This window comes from Stenotrophomonas nitritireducens, from assembly GCF_050984405.1.
GTDB lineage: Bacteria > Pseudomonadota > Gammaproteobacteria > Xanthomonadales > Xanthomonadaceae > Stenotrophomonas > Stenotrophomonas nitritireducens_B.
The window spans coordinates 1,718,213-1,736,257 of the sequence record NZ_CP158790.1; the positions used below are offsets into that span (position 1 = coordinate 1,718,213).

The following is an 18,045-nucleotide window of genomic DNA, read 5'->3' on the forward strand; positions in this document are numbered from 1 at the left end:
AACCGGCAACGAGCGCCGCGTCAGCGTTTCTGCGCGAACAGCCAGCGCCACATCGCCGGGTCGGCGTAGGTCGCGTCCCAGGCGTTGTGGTTGCCCTGCGGGTATTCGGTGTAACGCGCGTCGCGGGCACCGGCCGCCTGGAAGGCGGCATGCAGCCTGCGGTCGTCGTCCGGGCGCACCACCTCGTCGCGCGCGCCATGGAAGATCCACACCGGCATGTCCTTCAGGCGCAGGGCCATCGCCTTGTACGGATCGGATTCCTGCGCGACGGCATCGACGCGCAGTCCCGGCCGTTCGCTGCGCGGCGCGCGCACCGCGCCGCAGACCGGCACGATCGCGGCGAAGCGCGACGGTTCGGCCAGGGCGATGTTCCAGCTGCCATAGCCGCCCATCGACATGCCGGTGAGGTATTGGCGTTGCGGGTCGGCTCCGAACTCGCGCATCGCCGCATCGAGCGCGGCGACCGCCAGCCGGTTGTTGCGCCCGCTCCATTCCTCGCCGTCGGCGACCTGCGGCAGCACGGCCAGCGCGGGGAAATCGTCGGCATGCGCGCGCAGGTACGGGCCCAGCCCGGCTTCGGTCTGGCGGATGCCGTCGTCGCCGCGCTCGCCCGACCCGTGCAGGAACAGCACCACCGGCAGCGCGCCGGGCCTGCGCGTGGAGGCGGCAGGGACGAACACCTGGTAGGGCATGCGCGTGCCGTCGAGCTCGACGGTGCGGGCGACGAAACGGCCTTGGCTGGCGTCGGGTGTCGAGGCGCAGCCGGCGATGACGGCCATCAGCAGAAGCAGGGCAAGGCGATGCAGGCGGGGGAAGGCCATGGAACGCTCCGCGTCGGGTGTGCTTCCATCGTAGCGGCGGCGCCGCGTTCCTGCCCGGTACGGCGCATCATCGGGGGCGCGGCGCGCTGGCGAGGATCGCCAACTGCTGCTGGGCCTCGGCATTGCCGGCTGCGGCGGCGGCCTGGACCTGCGCCAGGTCGGGATGCAGCACCACCAGCAACGGGAACTCGCACTGCGGGCAGGCGTACTCGCTCTGCTCGTCGTGCAGTTCCATTTCCATCTGCCGGGAACTGCCCTGCCATCCGCAGGCGGGGCAGGCGTGGTCGTGTTCGCGCCAGCCGGGCTGGTAGTAATCGGTGACGGTGGTGGTCATGGCGAAGTGTCCGGCGTGTCGCCCGCATGATAGCCGGCGGACGCCGCCGTCCGTCGCCCCGGCCGTGGCCGGAGGCGTTGCTTCGGCTAGAATCGCGGGGCCCGTCCGGGCATCAATCCACACAGGAAGTGAACGCATGAAGAAGGAAATCAGGGCCGCCTGCGCCGGGGCCGCCGTGCTGGTGGCGATGGCCGGGATGCAGGACGCGCACGCGCAACGCGCGCCGTGGTGGGAGCGGCAGAAGGCGGCGCAGGCGGCCGCGCAGGCCGATGGCGGCGAAACCGCCACGCAGGCTGACGCCGCGCGACCCGCCACACCCCAGCCTGCGTCGCAGGCGCCCCTCGTCAGGCGCGAGAAGATCGAAGGGCCGGGCTATACCTGGATCGAGGCCGGCGTGGCCCGGCTCGACGTGGACCTGTATGACGCCGGCGAGCACGGCAACGGCGGTTACGCGCGCGGCTCGGTGGCGGTAACCGACGGTCTCTACGTCTTCGGCGGCTACGACCGGGTTTCCAAGGACTGGAACATGGGCGCCCAGCAGCTGGAGGTCGCCATCGACCAGGCCGAGATCGGCCTTGGCGCGAGCCTCTCCCTGTCCCCGCGCGCCGATTTCATCAGCGAACTGTCGCTGCTGCGGCTGGGCGCGAGGCTGGACTACCGCGACGGGGACTACCCGCAGGACGGTTTCAGCGGCCGCGATCACCTGTATGCCGGCAAGCTGATGCTGGGCATCCGCGCCCGGCCGGTACGCAACCTGGAGCTGTGGGCCAAGGCCGGTTACCTGCGGGTGGACGACAACCTGCTGGTCGACCATTCGATGGTCGGCAATATCGGCCTGCAGTACCGCTTCACCCCGGAATGGGGACTGGTGGGCGAAGCCGAGTTCTACGAGGACGTGCGCTTCTACCGCCTGGGCGTGCGCGCCAGCTTCTGAGCGCACGGCAGCATCCGTCGCCGGACCGGCGACGGTTCCGGCGCGCCGCGCTCAGCGCAGCAGCACCAGGGTCGCCAGTCCGAGGAAGGTGAAGAAACCCATCGAGTCGGTGATGGCGGTCAGGAAGATGCCGCTGGCCAGCGCCGGGTCGAAACCCAGCCGCTTGAGCGTCATCGGGATCAGCACGCCGGCCGACGCGGCCAGCAGCAGGTTGCAGGTCAGGGCGATGAAGATCACCAGCGACAGCCCGGGGTTGTGGAACCAGACCAGCACGATCAGGCCCAGCACCGCGCCCATCAGCAGGCCGTTGAGCAGGGCCACGCGCAGTTCCTTCCACAGCAGCGCCTTCACGTTGGAGGCGCCGACCTGGCCCAGCGCCAGGCCGCGCACCATCAGCGCCAGCACCTGGGTGCCGGCGTTGCCGCCGAGGCCGGCGACCATCGGCATCAGCACCGCCAGCGCCACCAGCTTGTCGATGGTGCCTTCGAACTGGCCGACCACGTTGGCGGCGACGAAGGCCGTGCACAGGTTGACGAACAGCCACACCAGGCGCCGGCGCATCGCGCGCCAGACCGGGCTGAACAGGTCCTCGTCCTCGTCCAGGCCGGCGGCGCCCAGCGCCTGGTGCTCGGCCTGGGCGCGGATGATGTCCACCACGTCGTCGATGGTGATGCGCCCGATCAGGATGTTGTTGTCGTCCACCACCGGCGCCGACACCCAGTCGTGGTCGGAGAACTGCCGCGCGACCTCGTCGGCGCTTTCGCCCACGTCGATGGCCGGCTGCTCGTCGTCGACCAGGCGGTTGATCGGGGTGCTGTCCTCGTGGGTGACCAGCGAGGCCAGCGAGACGCGGCCCAGGTACTGGTGGCGGCGGCTGACCACGTAGAGGTAGTCGGTGTGGTCGGGCAGTTCGCCGCGCAGGCGCAGGTAGCGCAGCACCACGTCGATGTTGACGTCGGCGCGCACGGTGACCACGTCCGGGTTCATCAGGCGCCCGGCGGTGTCCTCCGGATAGGACAGCACCTGCTCCAGCCGCTCGCGGTTCTCGCGGTCCATCGACTTGAGGACCTCGTCGATGACCGTGTCGGGCAGGTCCTCGACCAGGTCGGCCAGGTCGTCGATGTCCAGGTCCTCGACCGCGGCGATGATCTCGTCCGGGTCCATATCGGCCAGCAGGCTTTCGCGCACTTCCTCGCCGACGTGGACCAGCACCTCGCCGTCGTCTTCCTGGTCGACCAGGCCCCACACCACCTCGCGTTTGCCCGGCGGCAGCGATTCGAGCAGGTTGCCGATCTCCGCCGGCGCCAGCGTGTTGACCAGCCGCCGCACCGGTCCCAGCCGGCCGCTGTCCAGCGCGTCGGAAAGCATGCGCAGCTGGCGTGCGGTCTTGTCGTGGCGTACGGCTTCGGCCATCGGGACTCCGGAAAAGGGAGGGCCGCGATGCAGGATGCGGCAGGGGACGTGTCGGGCGCGTCATTATCACGCGCGGATGTTTCGGTGCACACCCTTGTCCGGCGGGAATGCGCGGCCCGTCACCGCGGCACGGACGCTTCGCCTGCGGTCTACGGCGCGGTCGCGCCGGCCAGCCAGCGTTCGATGCCGCGGCGGTCGCGCGCCTGCAGCAGCTTGCCTACGCGCGCGCGCAACTGGCCGTGGTCGCAGTCGCGGATCGCGCGGCGCACTTCCAGCAGCGTGGCCGGGTGCAGGCTGAACTCCGCCAGGCCCAAGGCCAGCAACAGCGGCGTCATGCGCGGATCGCCGGCGATCTCGCCGCACACCGACAGCGGCGTGCCGTGCGCGCGCGCGGTCTCGATCACCTGCGCCAGCAACTGCAGCACCGCCGGATGCAGCGGCGAATACAGCTCGCCCACGGCCTCGTTGTTGCGGTCGGCCGCCAGCAGGTACTGCACCAGGTCGTTGGTGCCGACGGACAGGAAGTCCACCTGGTCGATGAAGGTCGGCAGGGCGATGGCCGCGGCGGGGACTTCGATCATCGCGCCGACCGGCACGTGCTCGGCCAGCGCATGGCCTTCCTCGCGCAGCGCCACCGCCAGCCGCGCGATGCGGCGCTTGAGCGCGAGGATTTCCTCGCGGGTGCTGACCATCGGTACCAGGATGCGCACCGGACCATAGCCGGAGGCGCGCAGCAGCGCGCGCAGCTGGGTGTCGGCCACCTTCGGGTGGGCCAGCAGCAGGCGGATGCCGCGCAGGCCCAGCGCCGGGTTCTCCTCGCGGCCCAGCACCAGCCCGCTGCGGTCGGCCTTGTCCGCGCCCAGGTCGAGGATGCGGATGGTGACCGGCCGCCCGCTCATGCCGAGCACGGCGTCGCGGTAGTGGTGGAACTGCTCTTCCTCGTCGGGCAGGCCGTTGCGCTGCAGGAACAGGAATTCGGTGCGGTACAGGCCCAGCCCGTGCGCGCCCAGCGCATGCGCGCGCGCCACGTCCTCGCGCGATTCGGCGTTGGCCAGCAGGGTGATGTCCACCCCGTCCACGGTGCGGCTCGGCTTGGAGCGCAGGTGGCCGAGCTCGCGTTGTTCGCGCGCCAGCTCGCGCAGGCGCTGGCGGTACTGGCGCAGGTCGTCGGCGGCCGGTTCCAGCACCACCTCGCCGCTGCCGCCATCCAGGATCAGCACGTCGCCGTCGTTGATCCGGTTCAGCACGCCGCTGGCGCCGACCACCAGCGGCAGGTGCAGGCTGCGGGCGAGGATGGCGCTGTGCGACAGCGGGCTGCCGGCGCTGGTGACGATGCCGACCACGCCCTGCGACTGCAGCTGCGCCAGCTCCGAGGGGGCGACGTTCTCGCACACCAGGATCTCGCCGGCCAGGCCCTTCATGCCGGCCGGGCGCTTATGCAGGAAGGCGTTGATGCGGCCGATGACGTGGTCCAGGTCGTCCAGGCGGCTGCGCAGGTAGTCGTCTTCCATGCCCTCGAACACCTGGGCCAGGGTGTCGCGCTGCACGCGCAGGGCATAGGCGGCGCTGTAGCGGTGGCTGCGGATGCGCTCGTCCAGCGCCGCCAGCAGCTCGGGATCGTCCAGCAGCATGGCGTGCAGGTCGAGGAACTCGCCGACTTCGGCCGGCAGGGCGCCCTGCAGGCGCTGGCGCAGTTCGCGCATTTCCGCGCGCGCCGATTCGATGGCCTGGTGCAGGCGCTGCAGCTCCGCGTCGACCGCGTGGGCGGCGATGCGTTTTTCGGTCACTTCCTGCGCATGCGGCAGGCGCACGCGGGCGCGGCCGAGCGCGCTGCCGCGCGAGGCGCCATGGCCGTGCAGGCGCAGCGTCGTCATGCCGCCGCGCCTCCCGGCGCGGTGCTGGCAGGAGCCGACGCTGCGTCGGGCGCCATCAGCTGTCCTCGTCGAAGCGGCGCTCGAACAGGTCCACGACCGCCGCCATCGCGTCGGCCTCGTCCTCGCCCTGTACCCGCACCGTGACCGGCGTGCCCTGGCCGGCGGCCAGCAGCATCACGCCCATGATGCTCTTGGCGTTGACCTCGCGGCCCTTGGCCACGAGCGTGGCGTTGGCGCGGAAGCCGGACAGCAGCTGCACCAGCTTGGCGGTCGCGCGGGCGTGCAGGCCCAGGCGGTTGGATACGGTGAGTTCGCGTTCAAGCATCGTCGATGATGGCTCCATTGCGGGCCCCTGCCGCGGCGGTCGCGGGCAGTTGCTCCAGTCCCTGTTCCGGATAGTTCATCACCCGCAGCAGCATCGGCAGGCTAAGCGCCGACACCCGCCGCACCGGCGTTCCCAGCCGCGCCAGGCGCGCGGCCAGGTTGCTCGGGCTGGCGCCGTACAGGTCGGTCAGCACCAGCACGCCGCCTTCGCCCTCCACCCGCCGCATGGCCGCCGAGGCCAGCGGCAGCTGCGCGTCCAGGTCCGCGTCGAACGGCACCTCGAAGGCCTCGGCCTTGAGCGGGAGCTGGCGCAGCAGGCGCGTGGCCACTTCCAGCAGGGAAGAGCCGACGCCGGGATGGGTCACGAGAAGGATGCCGCAGGTCATTACCGAACGTTAACAGGTCAGGCGCAGTCCGCGATAGCGCCGGAATCGTGTCTTCTGCGTGCCATTCAGTCCTGTTCCCGGTGGAACGTGGCCACGTCCGGCCAGCCCTGCGCGCGGGCGTGCCGGGCCAGCCGTTCGGCCAGGTAGACCGAGCGGTGCTTGCCGCCGGTACAGCCGAAGGCGACGGTGACGTAGCTGCGCGTTTCGCTGCCGAGTTTGGGCAGCCAGGTGTCCAGCAGGTCCTCGAGCTGGGCGGCGTAGCGCACCACCTCCGGCTGCGCGTCCAGGTACTCGCGCACCTCGCGGTCGCGGCCGGTCAGCGGACGCAGCTCCGGATCCCAGTGCGGGTTGGGCAGCACCCGGGCGTCGAATACGAAATCGGCCTCGGCCGGCACGCCGCGCTTGTAGGCGAAGGACTCGAACAGCAGCGACAGGCCGCTGCCGTGGCCGAGCGCGTACTCGGTGATCAGCTTGCGCCGCAGCTGGTGCACGTTGAGCCGGCTGGTGTCGATGATGGCGTCGGCCTCGTGGCGCAGCGGCGCGGTCAGTTCGCGTTCGCGCACGATGGCCTCGGGCAGGGACAGGCCGAGCTGGCTGAGCGGATGGCGCCGCCGCGTGTCGGCGAACCGCGCCAGCAGGGTGTCGTCGTCGGCCTCGAAGAACAGCAGGGTCGCGTCGATGTCGTGGTCGCGCGCGCTCTGCCGCCACTGGCCGAGCTGGCTCAGGTCGCTGCGCCCGCGCACGTCGATGCCCAGCGCCATGCGCCGCGGCCGGCCCTCGTCGCGCTCGCCGAGCACGCCGCGCACGAACTCCGGCAGCAGGTTCACCGGGATGTTGTCCGAGCAGTAGTAGTCCAGGTCCTCGAAGGTCTTCAAGGCCACCGACTTGCCCGATCCGGACAGGCCGCTGACGATGACCAGCACCGGGGAGGGCGCGGCGTTCATGGGTTGCGTTGCTCCAGCAGGTTGCTGTGGCGGGCGATGAACATCGCCGCCGGGTCGATGCCCTTGGTGCGCAGGATGTGCAGGCGGGTGGCGGCCTCGGTCAGCACCGCCAGGTTGCGGCCGGGCATCACCGGCAGGGTGATCAGCGGCACGTCCAGGTCGAGCACGTGGCGCTTGCCGGAGTCGCCGGTCAGGCGTTCGTAGCCGTAGCTGCCGGGTTCGGTCATCGGTTTGGTCAGGTGGACGATGAGCCGAAGGTACTTGTTCTTCTTTACAGACGTGTCACCGAACATCTGGCGCACGTTGAGCACGCCCAGGCCGCGCACTTCCAGCAGGTCCTGCAGCAGTTCCGGGCAGGTGCCGTCGAGCACGTCCGGGGCGATCTGGGTGAATTCGGGGGCGTCGTCGGCCACCAGCCGGTGGCCGCGGCTGAGCAGTTCCAGCGCCAGTTCGCTCTTGCCCGAGCCGGCCTCGCCGGTGATCAGCACGCCGATGGAGTAGATCTCCATGAACACGCCGTGCAGGATGATCCGCGGCGCCAGCGTGCGCGCCAGGTGGTAGGACAGGTGGTTGAGCAGTTCGTGGCCGCGCCGCGGCGACACCCACAGCGGGGTCTGCGATTCGTCGGCGGCCGCGCGCAGGTCTTCCGGGCAGCCGTGGCTCTTGGTGATGACCAGGGCCAGCGGGCGGGCCTGGATGATGCGTTCGATCACTTCCCAGCGCTGGCGCGAATCCAGCGAATCCAGCCACGCCAGTTCCTCGGTGCCCAGGATCTGCACCTTGTTCGGGTAGATGGTGTTGAGGTAGCCGGCCAGCGACGGGCGCCGGGCGACGGTGTCGCCGGCATCCAGCTCGCGGTTCCCGCCGGCCTGGCCCGCGGCCCAGCGCAGGTCCAGTTTCTCGCGCTGCTGGTCGAACAGTTCGCGCGCGGTGATGCGGGTGTTCATGAGGGTCGGATCCGCTGCGGATGGTCGAGGATCTGCTTCAGCGCGCTGCCGTCGTTGGCCGCGCGCAGGGCGTCGCGCACGTGGGCGTCGGAGAAGATCTCCGCCAGTTCGGACAGCAGCATCAGGTGCTGGTGGGTGTAGTGCTCGGGCACGGCCATGGCGAAGACCAGGTCGACCGGTTCGGTACCGCCGAAATCGATGGGCTGCAGCAGCCGCAGGAAGGCGCCGCGCGGGCGTTGCAGGGTCGGGGAGCGGCCATGCGGGATGGCGATGCCATGGCCGATGGCGGTGCTGCCGACGTTCTCCCTGTCGCACAGGCTCTGGAAGATGCTTTCGGCGCCGGCTTCGCGGCAGGCGAGCAGGCCGGCGGCGGCGCGCAGGGCGCTGTCACGGTCGGCGGCCGCGAGTACCCGGGTACTCACGGCCGCCATCAGGTCGTTCAAGGGCATGACGGCAACGGATGGCGACGGAAGTCAGCCATTGTCGCGCAGTGCATGGGAGGCGTGGGGCAGATGCTTTTCCTTGTGCTTGATCACCAGCCGGTCCAGCTTGTCGGCCAGCACGTCGATCGCCGCGTACATGGTCTGGCCGCCGGCCTCGGCGTGCAGCGTCTGGCCGGGAAGGTTGGCGCTGGCATCGACATGGTGTTCGTTCTTCTGCAGCGACAGGGTCACCCTGACTTCGCAGTGCTGGTCGAAGTGCTTGCCCAGCCGTTGCAGTTTGGTTTCCACGTACTCCTTCAGGGCGGGGGTGACTTCCACGTCTTTGCCAAACGTTTCGATACGCATCGGATGCCTCCTGTGGTTCGTCGGTTGCCAATGAACCCTGCCGCCAGCCGCGAGCGCTTCAGACCAGGCGTACGCGTTCGTGGGAGGCGGAGATGTTCATGGCTTCACGATACTTCGCCACGGTGCGGCGCGCCACCGGTATCCCGCTGCTCTTGAGCATGTCGGCCAGCTTGGCGTCAGAAAGGGGCTTGCGCGGGTTCTCCGCTTCGATCAGGCGCCGGATCATCGACTGGATCGCGGTGCTGGAGGCTTCGCCGCCGCCTTCGGTGTCGATGCCCGAGGCGAAGAACGCGCGCAGCGGCAGGGTGCCGCGCGGCGTGCGCACGTACTTGCGGGCGATGGTGCGGGAGATGGTGGATTCGTGCAGGTCCAGCTCGGCGGCGATCTCGCGCAGGGTCAGCGGGCGCAGCGCCTGCGCGCCGAATTCGAGGAAGCCGGCCTGGTGGTGCAGCAGGCTGTTGACCACGCGCAGCAGGGTCTCGCCGCGCGCCTCCAGGCCCTTGAGCAGCCAGCGCGCTTCCTGCAGCTGGCCGCGCAGGTAGCTGGCGTCGGCGTCGCCGCAGCGGCGGATCAGCTGCTCGTAGCCGCGGTGGATCACCACGCGCGGGCCGGCATGGCCGGCGAGGGCGGCCTTCCAGACGCCGCGCTGGCGCCAGACCACGCAGTCGGGGACGACGTAGCTGTCCGAGGCCACCTCGCCCAGCTGCCGCCCCGGGCGCGGGTCCAGCGTGCGCAGCAGCTGCACGGCTTCCTCGACCGCCTCGGGCGGTTGCCGAAGTTCGGCGGCGATGCCGGGAATGCCGGCGCGCGGCAGGCGTTCCAGGGGGCCTTCGGCGATCCGCCGCGCCAGGCACAGGCCCGGCGTGTCGGCGGGCAGGGCGTCCAGCTGCAGCGACAGGCATTGGCCCAGGGTGCAGGCGCCGACGCCGGCCGGGTCGAAGCGCTGGATCTGGTGCAGCACGGTGAGGATCTCGTCCTCGCCGGCGGCGATGTCGGGGCGCAGCGCCTCGACGATGGCGGTCAGCGGTTCGCGCAGGTAGCCGTCCTCGTCCAGCGCGTCGATCAGGGCGACGCCGATGGCGCGGTCGCGCGCGCTGAGGTGGGACAGGTGCAGCTGCCACAGCAGGTGGTCGGCGAGGGTATCGGCCTCGGCGATGCGCTCGCCGGCGTCGCCGTCGTTGTCGTCGAACGAGCCGCCCTGGCCGCCGCTCCACTGTTCGCCCTCGCCGGGCCAGTCCATGCCTTCCTCGTGGCGGTCGCCGTCGGCGTCGGCCTGCGCGGGAGCATCGGCCTGCTCGCCGGCCGGTTCGCCCGGGCCGGCCTCCTCGGCCCATTCCAGCAGCGGGTTGCTCTCCACCGCCTCGGTCAGTTCCAGCTCCAGTTCCGTGCTGGACATTTGCAGCAGGCGGATGGCCTGGCGCAACTGCGGCGTCATGACCAGCTGCTGTCCCAGCGATGTCTGCAGCCGTGCTTTCATCCCGGTTCCAGGCAGAAGGAGGGGCGACCTGCCGCGGCCGGATCAGAGCGTGAAGCTGTCTCCAAGGTAGACACGGCGGACGTCGGTGTTGGACAGCAGTTCTTCCGGTGCCCCCTGCGCCAGCACGCTGCCTTCGTTGAGGATATACGCGCGGTCGCAGATTCCCAAGGTCTCGCGGACGTTGTGGTCGGTGATCAGTACGCCGATGCCGCGCTGCTTGAGGTGGGTGACGATGCGCTGGATCTCGCCGACCGAGATCGGGTCGACGCCGGCGAAGGGCTCGTCGAGCAGGATCAGGCGCGGTCTGGCGGCCAGCGCGCGGGCGATCTCGCAGCGGCGGCGTTCGCCGCCGGACAGGCTGGCGCCGGCCTGGTCGGCGACATGGCCGATCTGCAGCTCGTCCAGCAGCGCCGACAGTTCGCGTTTGCGGCCGTCGGCATCCAGGTCCTCGCGCAGTTCCAGCACCAGGCGGATGTTGTCGGCCACGCTGAGCTTGCGGAACACCGACGGTTCCTGCGGCAGGTAGCCGACGCCGAGCTTGGCGCGCGCGTACATCGGGTCGCCGGTGATGTCGCGGCCGTCCAGCACGATGCGGCCGGCATCGCTCTCGACCAGGCCGACGATCATGTAGAAGCAGGTGGTCTTGCCGGCGCCGTTGGGGCCGAGCAGGCCGACCACTTCGCCGGCATCGAGGGTGAGGCCGAACTCGCGCACGACCTCGCGGTTCTTGTAGCGCTTGCGCAGGCCTTCGGCGACGAGCATTACTTCTTCTCTCCCGCCGTGGCCGGCGCCTTGTTCTTGGGCTGGATCACGGTGCGCACGCGGGTGCCGTCGCCGCCGCTCTGCATGTCGCCGGTGCGGGTGTTGTAGACCATGCGCTGGCCGGCGTTGGAGCCGCGTTCGGAATCGACCTTGTAGTTGCCGGTCAAGGTGAGGGTTTCGGCGCGAATGTCATAGTCGATTCGGTCGGCGGTGGCATTCATCCATGTGCCGTCGTCCAACTGTTGCTTCAGATGCGCCTGTTTGCCGATGAACACGGCGCGCACGATCTCGCCGTCATTCATGTACAGCTCGCCTTCGCTGGATCGCAGTTCCATCGTGCCTTGGACAATGATGACGCCACCTGAAAGCAGCGTCTTGCCCGTCCCGTTAATGGAGCCGGACTGTCCGCCTGCGTCGATGGACATGGGCTGATTGCGGTCCGATTCCTTCGCCCCGACCGCGCCGGGAACAAGCGCGGCGGCGAGCAGGAAGGGCAGCGCGAGCTTGGCGAGCTTAGCGAGCCTGGCGGGCAGCATTGGGTTCATAGCGGGTCTTGACCTCGGAAAGAAGGGAATACTGCCGGGATTTCAGCTGGGCCTCGAAGCCGACGCCGGTCTGCTCCAGGCCCGGGCGGGTCAGGGTGACGCGCTCGGCGGTGCGGGCCAGGTTGCGCTCGGGGAAGACGTCCAGCGCGGTGGTGCGGAAGGTCGTGGGCGGGGTCTTGCCGTCCTGCGGGCTGTCGCCGGCGACGTTGCCGCGCAGGCGCAGCTCCTCGCCCTTGGCGCTGACCCAGCCGGTGTCGGCTTTCAGTTGCCAGTGCCGGCCCTCGGCGTCGGGCAGCAGGAACACCGGCCGGGCGATGGTCGAGGTCTGGTCGGCGGCGTTGCGCTCCATGGACGGCGCGCGCAGCGTGGCCGCTTCCTTGCCGTCCTTGTCCAAGGTGACGATCTCGAAATCGCCCAGCACGTAGTCCGCGCGCACCTGCGAGGCGCCGGACGGCGCCTTGGTCCCGCGGTGCCGCCACGCCGACCAGCCGCTGGCCAGCGCCGCCAGCAGCAGCCCGCCGCCGATGACCATGCGCCAGTTCATCGTGCGAACTCCGCCACGGCCGCCTCGAGCTTGCCCTGCGCGGCCAGCAGCGCGTCGCACAGTTCGCGCGCGGCGCCGCGGCCGCCTTCGGCGCGGGTCTGCCAGTGCACGCGCGCGGCGACCAGCGGGTGCGCGTTGGCCGGCGCGACCGCCAGCCCGACCGCGCACAGCGGCGCCAGGTCCGGCAGGTCGTCGCCCATGAACGCCACCTGCTCAAGGCCGATGCCGAAGCGACCGCACAGCGCACGCACGCTGGCCAGCTTGTCGCCGACGGCGATCTGCGTGTCGATGCCGAGGTCGGCACCGCGCCGCTGCGCCGACAGGCTGTTGCGCGCGGTGATCAGCACCGGGTGGATGCCGTGTTTCTGCAGCAGCTTCAGGCCCAGCCCGTCCTGCACGAAGAACGCCTTGCTTTCGTTGCCGGCGTGATCGTAGAACAGCCGCCCGTCGGTCAGCGTCCCGTCCACGTCGAAGCACGCCAGCCGGATGTTGGCGGCGACGGCGTGCAGTTCGGCGGGGAAATGGGCGAGGGGAGACCAGGGCATGGTGCGGGCGATCCGTTGCAGCGGGACGGGCCATCTGGCCCGGAAGCGTGATTGTGCGGGCTTTTAAACCACTTTTGCCCGCAACAGGTCATGAATGTTCAGGGCGCCGACCGCGCGGCCCTCGCCGTCGACGACGATCAGGCCGTTGATCTTGTGCTGTTCCAGCAGGCGCGCGGCCTCCACCGCGAGCTGGTCGGCGCCGATGGTGCGCGGCGCGCGGGTCATCACCTCGGCGATGCCGGCGGTGCGCACGTCCAGGTCGGTGTCCAGGGCGCGGCGCAGATCGCCGTCGGTGAACAGGCCCACCAGGCGGCCCTCCGCATCGACCACGGCGGTCATGCCCAGGCGCTTGCGGCTCATTTCCATCAGCGCTTCGCTGAGGCTGGCGTCCTCGCGCACGCTGGGCAGGTCGGCGCCGCTGTGCATCACGTCGGTGATATGCAGCAGCAGGCGCCGGCCGAGGCTGCCGGCCGGGTGCGAGCGGGCGAAGTCGTCGGCGGTGAAGCCGCGCGCGTCCAGCAGGGCCACCGCCAGTGCGTCGCCCATGGCCAGCGAGGTGGTGGTGCTGGAGGTCGGCGCCAGCGCCAGCGGGCAGGCCTCGTGGTCCACGTTCACGTCCAGGTGCACGTCCGCGGCGCTGGCCAGGCTGGACTGCGGCCGGCCGGTCATGGCGATCAGCGGGTTGCCCTGGCGCTTGAGCACCGGCAGCAGCATCAGCACCTCGTCCGACTCGCCGGAATAGGACAGCGCCAGCACCACGTCGTCCTCGGTGATCATGCCCAGGTCGCCATGGCCGGCCTCGCCCGGGTGCACGTAGAACGCCGGCGTGCCGGTGGAGGCCAGGGTGGCGGCGATCTTGCGCGCGATGTGCCCGGACTTGCCCATGCCGGTGGCGACCACGCGGCCGCGCGAGCCCAGGATCAGCCGGCAGGCGGCGGCGAATGCGTCGCCGATGCGGCCGCCGGTCCGCTCCAGTTCGGCGCGCTCGATCTCGAACACGCGGCGGCCGCTGGCGATCAGGTCGGCGTCGTGCAGCGAGTCCGGCGAAGGGGGGGAAGCAGCCATGCGGGCGCCCCTCGGAGAGTAGAATGGGCGTTCATTTTATTAGGAAAGCGACTTGGACGCCGAGACCATCCAGAACCTGATCGAAGCCGGCCTGCCCGGCGCCCGCGCCGAGGTGCAGGGCGAGGACGGCGTGCACTTCGAGGCCACCGTGGTCTGCGAGGCCTTCGCCGGCAAGCTGCCGCTGGCCCGCCACCGCATGGTCTATGCGACGCTGGGCGACCTGATGGGCGGCGCGATCCATGCGCTGGCCCTGAAAACCGTCACTCCCGGCGAAGCCGGCTGAGCCGGCCCCCTTCCCCCTACTGGCCTACACACATGGCGAAAATCGTGGTCACCGGCGGCAACGCGCTGAACGGTGAAGTGAATGTCTCCGGCGCCAAGAACGCCGTCCTGCCCATCCTCTGCGCGACCCTGCTGGCCGATGCGCCGGTGGAGATCACCAACGTGCCGCACCTGCACGACGTGATCACCACGGTGAAGCTGCTGGGGGAACTGGGCGCCAAGGTCACCATCGACCAGGGCACGCTCTCGCGTGGCAGCGCGATCGTGGTCGACCCGCGCAGCGTCAACCAGCACGTGGCGCCCTACGAACTGGTCAAGACCATGCGCGCCTCGATCCTGGTGCTGGGCCCGCTGCTGGCCAAGTACGGCGCGGCCGAAGTGTCGCTGCCCGGCGGCTGCGCGATCGGTTCGCGGCCGGTGGACCAGCACATCAAGGGCCTGCAGGCGCTGGGCGCGGAGATCACCGTCGAGAACGGCTTCATCAAGGCGCGCGCGGACCGCCTGAAGGGCGGCCGCTTCACCTTCGACATGGTCAGCGTCACCGGCACCGAGAACGTGCTGATGGCCGCGGTGCTGGCCGAAGGCACCACCGTGCTGGAAAACGCGGCGATGGAGCCGGAAGTCACCGACCTGGCGCACTGCCTGATCGCGCTGGGCGCGAAGATCGAGGGCCTGGGCACCGCGCGGCTGGTGATCGAGGGCGTCGAGCGCCTGGACGGCGGCCGCCACGCGGTGCTGCCGGACCGCATCGAGACCGGCACCTTCCTGGTCGCCGCGGCGATGACCGGCGGCCGCGTGGTGATGCGCAACGCGCGCCCGGACACGCTCGACGCGGTGCTGGCCAAGCTCGTCGAGGCCGGCGCGCAGATCGAGACCACGCAGGACACCATCACCCTGGACATGCAGGGCCGGCGGCCGAAGGCGGTCAACCTGACCACCGCGCCGTACCCGGCGTTCCCGACCGACATGCAGGCGCAGTTCATGGCGCTCAACTGCGTGGCCGACGGCGTCGGCGTGATCAACGAGACGATCTTCGAAAACCGCTTCATGCACGTCAACGAGCTGCTGCGCCTGGGCGCGGACATCCAGGTCGAAGGCCATACCGCCATCTGCCGCGGCGTCGAGCGCCTGAGCGGGGCGCCGGTGATGGCCACCGACCTGCGTGCGTCGGCCAGCCTGATCCTGGCCGGCCTGGTGGCCGAGGGCGACACCACCATCGACCGCATCTACCACCTGGACCGCGGCTACGAGAACATCGAGGAGAAGCTCGGTGCGCTCGGCGCGCGCATCCGCCGGGTGAGCGCGTGATCCTGCGCGGCAGGTTCACCCCGCGCCGCCGCGCGCTGCTGGTCCTGGTGCTGCTGGCGCTGGGCTGGCTGGGCTGGGCGTGGTACGCCGGCATCGCCATCACCCGCGGCGTGGAGAAGGAGCAGATGGACTGGAACGGCGACGGCCAGGTCAGCCGCGACGAGTTCTTCCAGGCCTTCCACGCGGTGACGGTGAAGGACGTGCAGGAAGGCAACCGCCATTGCCGCAGCTTCCTCTGGCGCGGCACCGGCGAGGAATTCCGCCGCGACTGCAGGACGGTGTTCAAGACGGACGAGGCGGCGGACGCCGCCAAACCGTAACCATCCCCGTCCACCGGTAGGAGCGGCTTCAGCCGCGATGGGCCTTCACCGGGAAAGCCCCATCGCGGCTGAAGCCGCTCCTACGACAGGGCCTGCGTTCTCGCGGCCAAGTCAGCTGCGACGGGTTCTTCCAGGTATTCCGCGCGGTGAAGGTGGCGGACACCGTGGAAGGAAACCCGCCGCTGCCGCAGCTTCGTCTTGCGCCGTAGCGGCGAGGAATTCCGCCGCGACTCAAGGCCGACCCCGCCAGGCCGTAACCGGCCCGGTGCCCGCAGGAGCGGCTTCAGCCGCGAAGGGGCCTCGCCGATCCACCTGGGAAAGCCCCATCGCGGCTGAAGCCGCTCCTGCGACGAACAGGGGGCAGGGGCCGCGCCACGTGCACCCTCCCCCTGAAACGCAGGACGCCCCTTGCGGGGCGTCATGTCCGGAGCCTGCCTTGGTGGGCGGGATTACCGGCGGTTCATCTGCGCGTTGCGCTGGCCGGTGGCGGCGGACTTCTCGCCGGCGAACGGGTTGAGCTTGCGCACCATCCACGGGTACTTCGGCCAGTCGCCGCGCAGCCACGGGTGGTCGGCTTCGTTCAGCTCCAGCACGCGGCGGGCGTCGTCGGCCAGGGTCTTGTTGCCCAGGTGGGTGTAGGCCTCGCCGAGCAGGGCCACCGCGTCGTTCTGGAAGGCGCTCTGCGGATAGGTTTCCAGCAGGTAGGTGGCGCGGCCGGCGGCCGAGACCCAGGCGCCGCGGCGGGCGTAGTACAGGGCGTTGTCCATCTCGTGCTGGGCGAACACGTCGCGCAGTTCGATCATGCGCTGGCGCGCGTCGGCGGCGTAGCGGCTGTTCGGGTAGCGCTCGGTGACGATGTTGAAGTCGGCATAGGCCTGGCGCGGCGTGGACAGGTCGCGGCGGCTGGAGTCCAGCGACCACACCCGGCGCAGGAACACGGTGTCGCTGTTGCCGTTGGCCAGCCCGCGCAGGTAGTACAGGTAGGCGATGTTGCGGTGGGTCGGGTAGGTGCGGATGAAGCGGTCGATGCTGGAGACAGCGTCGTCGTTCTTGCCGGCCTTGTACTGGGCGTAGGCGCTTTCGATCATCGCCTGCTCGGTGTACGGGCCGTACGGGTACTGGGCGATCAGCCGCTTGAAGCTGTTCTCGGCGCCGGACCAGTTGCCGCCTTCCATCAGCTTGTGGCTCTTTTCGTAGAGCTGTTCGACCGGCATGCCTTCGTCCGCGTTCTTGCCCTTGGTGCCGCGATGGCAGCCTGTGGCGGCGAAGACCAGGACCAGCAGCAGGGCGGTGATGCGGACGGGCGCGGACAGCAACGGGGAGCGTCGGATCATGGGTCGGGGCGGGACGCGGCAGGAATACGAAGGGGCGATGATAGCCTAGTGGCCTGTCCTGCGACTGACTCCCGTCGCCGGGACCTCCCGAATTCCGCCATCTGCCCCCTGACATGTCCGACAACGCTTCCCTTCCTTCCCGCCAGGCGCGGGTGCCCGATGCCGCCGCCGGCCGCCGTTTCGACGCCGTGCTGGCCGAGCTGTTCCCCGAATTCTCCCGTTCCCGCCTGAGCGAATGGATCAAGTCCGGGGCGGTCCTGCTCGACGGCTCCCCGGTGCGCGGGCGCGACCCGGTGCGCGGCGGCGAGGTGGCCACCCTGAACGCGACGCTGGATACCGAAACCAACGCCCAGCCGGAGGACATCCCGCTGTCGGTGCTGTACGAGGATGAACATGTCTTCGTGATCGACAAGCCGGCCGGGCTGGTGGTCCACCCGGGCGCCGGCAACCCCACCGGTACCCTGGTCAACGCGCTGCTGTTCCGCGACCCGTCGCTGGCGGCGGTGCCGCGCGCCGGCGTGGTCCACCGGCTGGACAAGGACACCAGCGGGGTGATGGTCGTGGCCCGCACCCTGCAGGCGCAGACCGCGCTGGTCGAGCAGTTGTCCGCGCGCGAGGTGCACCGCCAGTACCTGGCGGTGGTCAGCGGCGCGCTGGTTTCCGGCGGCACCGCCGACGCGCCGATCGACCGCCACCCGCGCGACCGCCTGCGCATGGCCGTGCGCGAGGACGGCCGCGACGCCGTCACCCACTACCGCCTGCGCGAGCGCTTCCGCGCCCACACCGCGCTGGAGTGCCGGCTGGAAACCGGCCGCACCCACCAGATCCGCGTGCACATGGCGCACCTGAAGCACCCGATCATCGGCGACCCGCTGTACGGCGGCGCGCTGAAGCTGCCCAAGGGCGCCACCGACGAGCTGGTGGCGCAGCTGCGTGGCTTCCGGCGCCAGGCGCTGCACGCCGAGACGCTGGAATTCGTGCACCCGATCACCGGCGAGGCGATCCGCAACAGCGCACCGGTGCCGGCCGACATGCTGGCGCTGATGAAGGCGCTGCGCGGGGACTCGCAGCTGTTCGCCGAACGCGAGCGGCGCTGAG

The 18,045-nt window shown here is 70.3% G+C and carries 22 protein-coding genes; 5 read left to right on the forward strand and 17 right to left on the reverse strand.

All coding sequences use genetic code 11. The features are described from left to right. Window positions 1-20: 20 nt before the first annotated feature. Window positions 21-821 carry a prolyl oligopeptidase family serine peptidase gene (locus ABTV91_RS07415; RefSeq protein ID WP_433853910.1) on the reverse strand — a complete coding sequence of 267 codons (801 nt, stop codon included), beginning with the start codon at window positions 819-821 and terminating at the stop codon, window positions 21-23. 67 nt (window positions 822-888) lie between these two features. After that, the gene (locus ABTV91_RS07420) at window positions 889-1,155 is read right to left on the reverse strand and encodes a hypothetical protein (RefSeq protein ID WP_433853911.1); all 267 of its coding nucleotides are present in this window, start codon (window positions 1,153-1,155) and stop codon (window positions 889-891) included. 136 nt (window positions 1,156-1,291) lie between these two features. Between ABTV91_RS07420 and ABTV91_RS07425 the strand changes: the two genes are divergently transcribed. Then, a complete protein-coding gene (locus ABTV91_RS07425; RefSeq protein WP_433853912.1) occupies window positions 1,292-2,089 on the forward strand; it encodes a hypothetical protein in 798 nt (265 codons plus the stop codon). 51 nt (window positions 2,090-2,140) lie between these two features. Here the strand turns inward: ABTV91_RS07425 and mgtE are convergent, their stop codons facing one another. The 14 genes from mgtE to ABTV91_RS07495 all read right to left on the reverse strand — a co-directional run bounded on the left by mgtE (window position 2,141) and on the right by ABTV91_RS07495 (window position 13,703). Continuing rightward, window positions 2,141-3,502: a magnesium transporter gene (gene mgtE, locus ABTV91_RS07430; RefSeq protein ID WP_054663749.1), complete on the reverse strand. Its 1,362-nt coding sequence runs from the start codon at window positions 3,500-3,502 to the stop codon at window positions 2,141-2,143. Window positions 3,503-3,651: 149 nt separating this feature from the next. Further along, complete coding sequence (ptsP, locus tag ABTV91_RS07435; RefSeq protein WP_433853913.1) at window positions 3,652-5,376, reverse strand: phosphoenolpyruvate--protein phosphotransferase; 1,725 nt, start codon at window positions 5,374-5,376, stop codon at window positions 3,652-3,654. Window positions 5,377-5,431: 55 nt separating this feature from the next. Then, the gene (locus tag ABTV91_RS07440) at window positions 5,432-5,701 is read right to left on the reverse strand and encodes an HPr family phosphocarrier protein (protein ID WP_054663755.1); all 270 of its coding nucleotides are present in this window, start codon (window positions 5,699-5,701) and stop codon (window positions 5,432-5,434) included. Further along, the gene (locus ABTV91_RS07445) at window positions 5,694-6,086 is read right to left on the reverse strand and encodes a PTS sugar transporter subunit IIA (RefSeq protein ID WP_153192212.1); all 393 of its coding nucleotides are present in this window, start codon (window positions 6,084-6,086) and stop codon (window positions 5,694-5,696) included. The genes ABTV91_RS07440 and ABTV91_RS07445 overlap by 8 nt, the downstream gene beginning before the upstream one ends. 65 nt (window positions 6,087-6,151) lie before the next feature. Then, complete coding sequence (rapZ, locus tag ABTV91_RS07450) at window positions 6,152-7,030, reverse strand: RNase adapter RapZ (protein ID WP_433853914.1); 879 nt, start codon at window positions 7,028-7,030, stop codon at window positions 6,152-6,154. Beyond that, window positions 7,027-7,977: an HPr(Ser) kinase/phosphatase gene (gene hprK / locus ABTV91_RS07455; protein WP_433853915.1), complete on the reverse strand. Its 951-nt coding sequence runs from the start codon at window positions 7,975-7,977 to the stop codon at window positions 7,027-7,029. Before hprK ends, rapZ begins: the two co-directional genes overlap by 4 nt. Continuing rightward, window positions 7,974-8,426 carry a PTS sugar transporter subunit IIA gene (locus tag ABTV91_RS07460; RefSeq protein ID WP_433853916.1) on the reverse strand — a complete coding sequence of 151 codons (453 nt, stop codon included), beginning with the start codon at window positions 8,424-8,426 and terminating at the stop codon, window positions 7,974-7,976. Before ABTV91_RS07460 ends, hprK begins: the two co-directional genes overlap by 4 nt. 24 nt (window positions 8,427-8,450) lie before the next feature. Then, window positions 8,451-8,765, reverse strand: coding sequence for a ribosome hibernation-promoting factor, HPF/YfiA family (gene hpf, locus ABTV91_RS07465; protein WP_054663771.1), 315 nt, complete (start codon window positions 8,763-8,765; stop codon window positions 8,451-8,453). 58 nt (window positions 8,766-8,823) lie between these two features. Then, window positions 8,824-10,242: an RNA polymerase factor sigma-54 gene (locus ABTV91_RS07470; RefSeq protein ID WP_433853917.1), complete on the reverse strand. Its 1,419-nt coding sequence runs from the start codon at window positions 10,240-10,242 to the stop codon at window positions 8,824-8,826. A 42-nt stretch (window positions 10,243-10,284) separates the two neighbouring features. Then, complete coding sequence (gene lptB, locus ABTV91_RS07475; protein WP_433853918.1) at window positions 10,285-11,004, reverse strand: LPS export ABC transporter ATP-binding protein; 720 nt, start codon at window positions 11,002-11,004, stop codon at window positions 10,285-10,287. After that, a complete protein-coding gene (gene lptA / locus ABTV91_RS07480) occupies window positions 11,004-11,540 on the reverse strand; it encodes a lipopolysaccharide transport periplasmic protein LptA (RefSeq protein ID WP_433854142.1) in 537 nt (178 codons plus the stop codon). Before lptA ends, lptB begins: the two co-directional genes overlap by 1 nt. Then, complete coding sequence (gene lptC / locus ABTV91_RS07485; protein ID WP_433853919.1) at window positions 11,518-12,093, reverse strand: LPS export ABC transporter periplasmic protein LptC; 576 nt, start codon at window positions 12,091-12,093, stop codon at window positions 11,518-11,520. The genes lptA and lptC overlap by 23 nt, the downstream gene beginning before the upstream one ends. Beyond that, complete coding sequence (locus ABTV91_RS07490; RefSeq protein WP_433853920.1) at window positions 12,090-12,638, reverse strand: KdsC family phosphatase; 549 nt, start codon at window positions 12,636-12,638, stop codon at window positions 12,090-12,092. The genes lptC and ABTV91_RS07490 overlap by 4 nt, the downstream gene beginning before the upstream one ends. Window positions 12,639-12,701: 63 nt before the next feature. After that, window positions 12,702-13,703 carry a KpsF/GutQ family sugar-phosphate isomerase gene (locus ABTV91_RS07495; protein WP_433853921.1) on the reverse strand — a complete coding sequence of 334 codons (1,002 nt, stop codon included), beginning with the start codon at window positions 13,701-13,703 and terminating at the stop codon, window positions 12,702-12,704. Window positions 13,704-13,755: 52 nt separating this feature from the next. Here ABTV91_RS07495 and ABTV91_RS07500 point away from each other — a divergent pair, with 52 nt between their 5' ends. From ABTV91_RS07500 to ABTV91_RS07510, 3 genes are read left to right on the forward strand one after another with little or no spacing between them, the layout of a single operon-like run. Beyond that, entirely contained in the window at window positions 13,756-13,986 is a 231-nt protein-coding gene (locus ABTV91_RS07500) for a BolA family protein (RefSeq protein WP_055767883.1), read from the forward strand. A gap of 32 nt (window positions 13,987-14,018) precedes the next feature. After that, a complete protein-coding gene (murA, locus tag ABTV91_RS07505; protein ID WP_433853922.1) occupies window positions 14,019-15,293 on the forward strand; it encodes a UDP-N-acetylglucosamine 1-carboxyvinyltransferase in 1,275 nt (424 codons plus the stop codon). After that, window positions 15,290-15,613 (forward strand): EF-hand domain-containing protein, encoded by a 324-nt coding sequence (locus ABTV91_RS07510; RefSeq protein ID WP_433853923.1) that lies wholly within the window; start codon window positions 15,290-15,292, stop codon window positions 15,611-15,613. Before murA ends, ABTV91_RS07510 begins: the two co-directional genes overlap by 4 nt. Before the next feature lie 449 nt (window positions 15,614-16,062). Here the strand turns inward: ABTV91_RS07510 and ABTV91_RS07515 are convergent, their stop codons facing one another. After that, window positions 16,063-16,947 (reverse strand): outer membrane protein assembly factor BamD, encoded by an 885-nt coding sequence (locus ABTV91_RS07515; protein ID WP_153192184.1) that lies wholly within the window; start codon window positions 16,945-16,947, stop codon window positions 16,063-16,065. Window positions 16,948-17,060: 113 nt separating this feature from the next. Between ABTV91_RS07515 and rluD the strand changes: the two genes are divergently transcribed. Continuing rightward, window positions 17,061-18,044, forward strand: coding sequence for a 23S rRNA pseudouridine(1911/1915/1917) synthase RluD (rluD, locus tag ABTV91_RS07520; protein ID WP_433853924.1), 984 nt, complete (start codon window positions 17,061-17,063; stop codon window positions 18,042-18,044). The last annotated feature ends 1 nt before the right edge of the window (window position 18,045 follow it).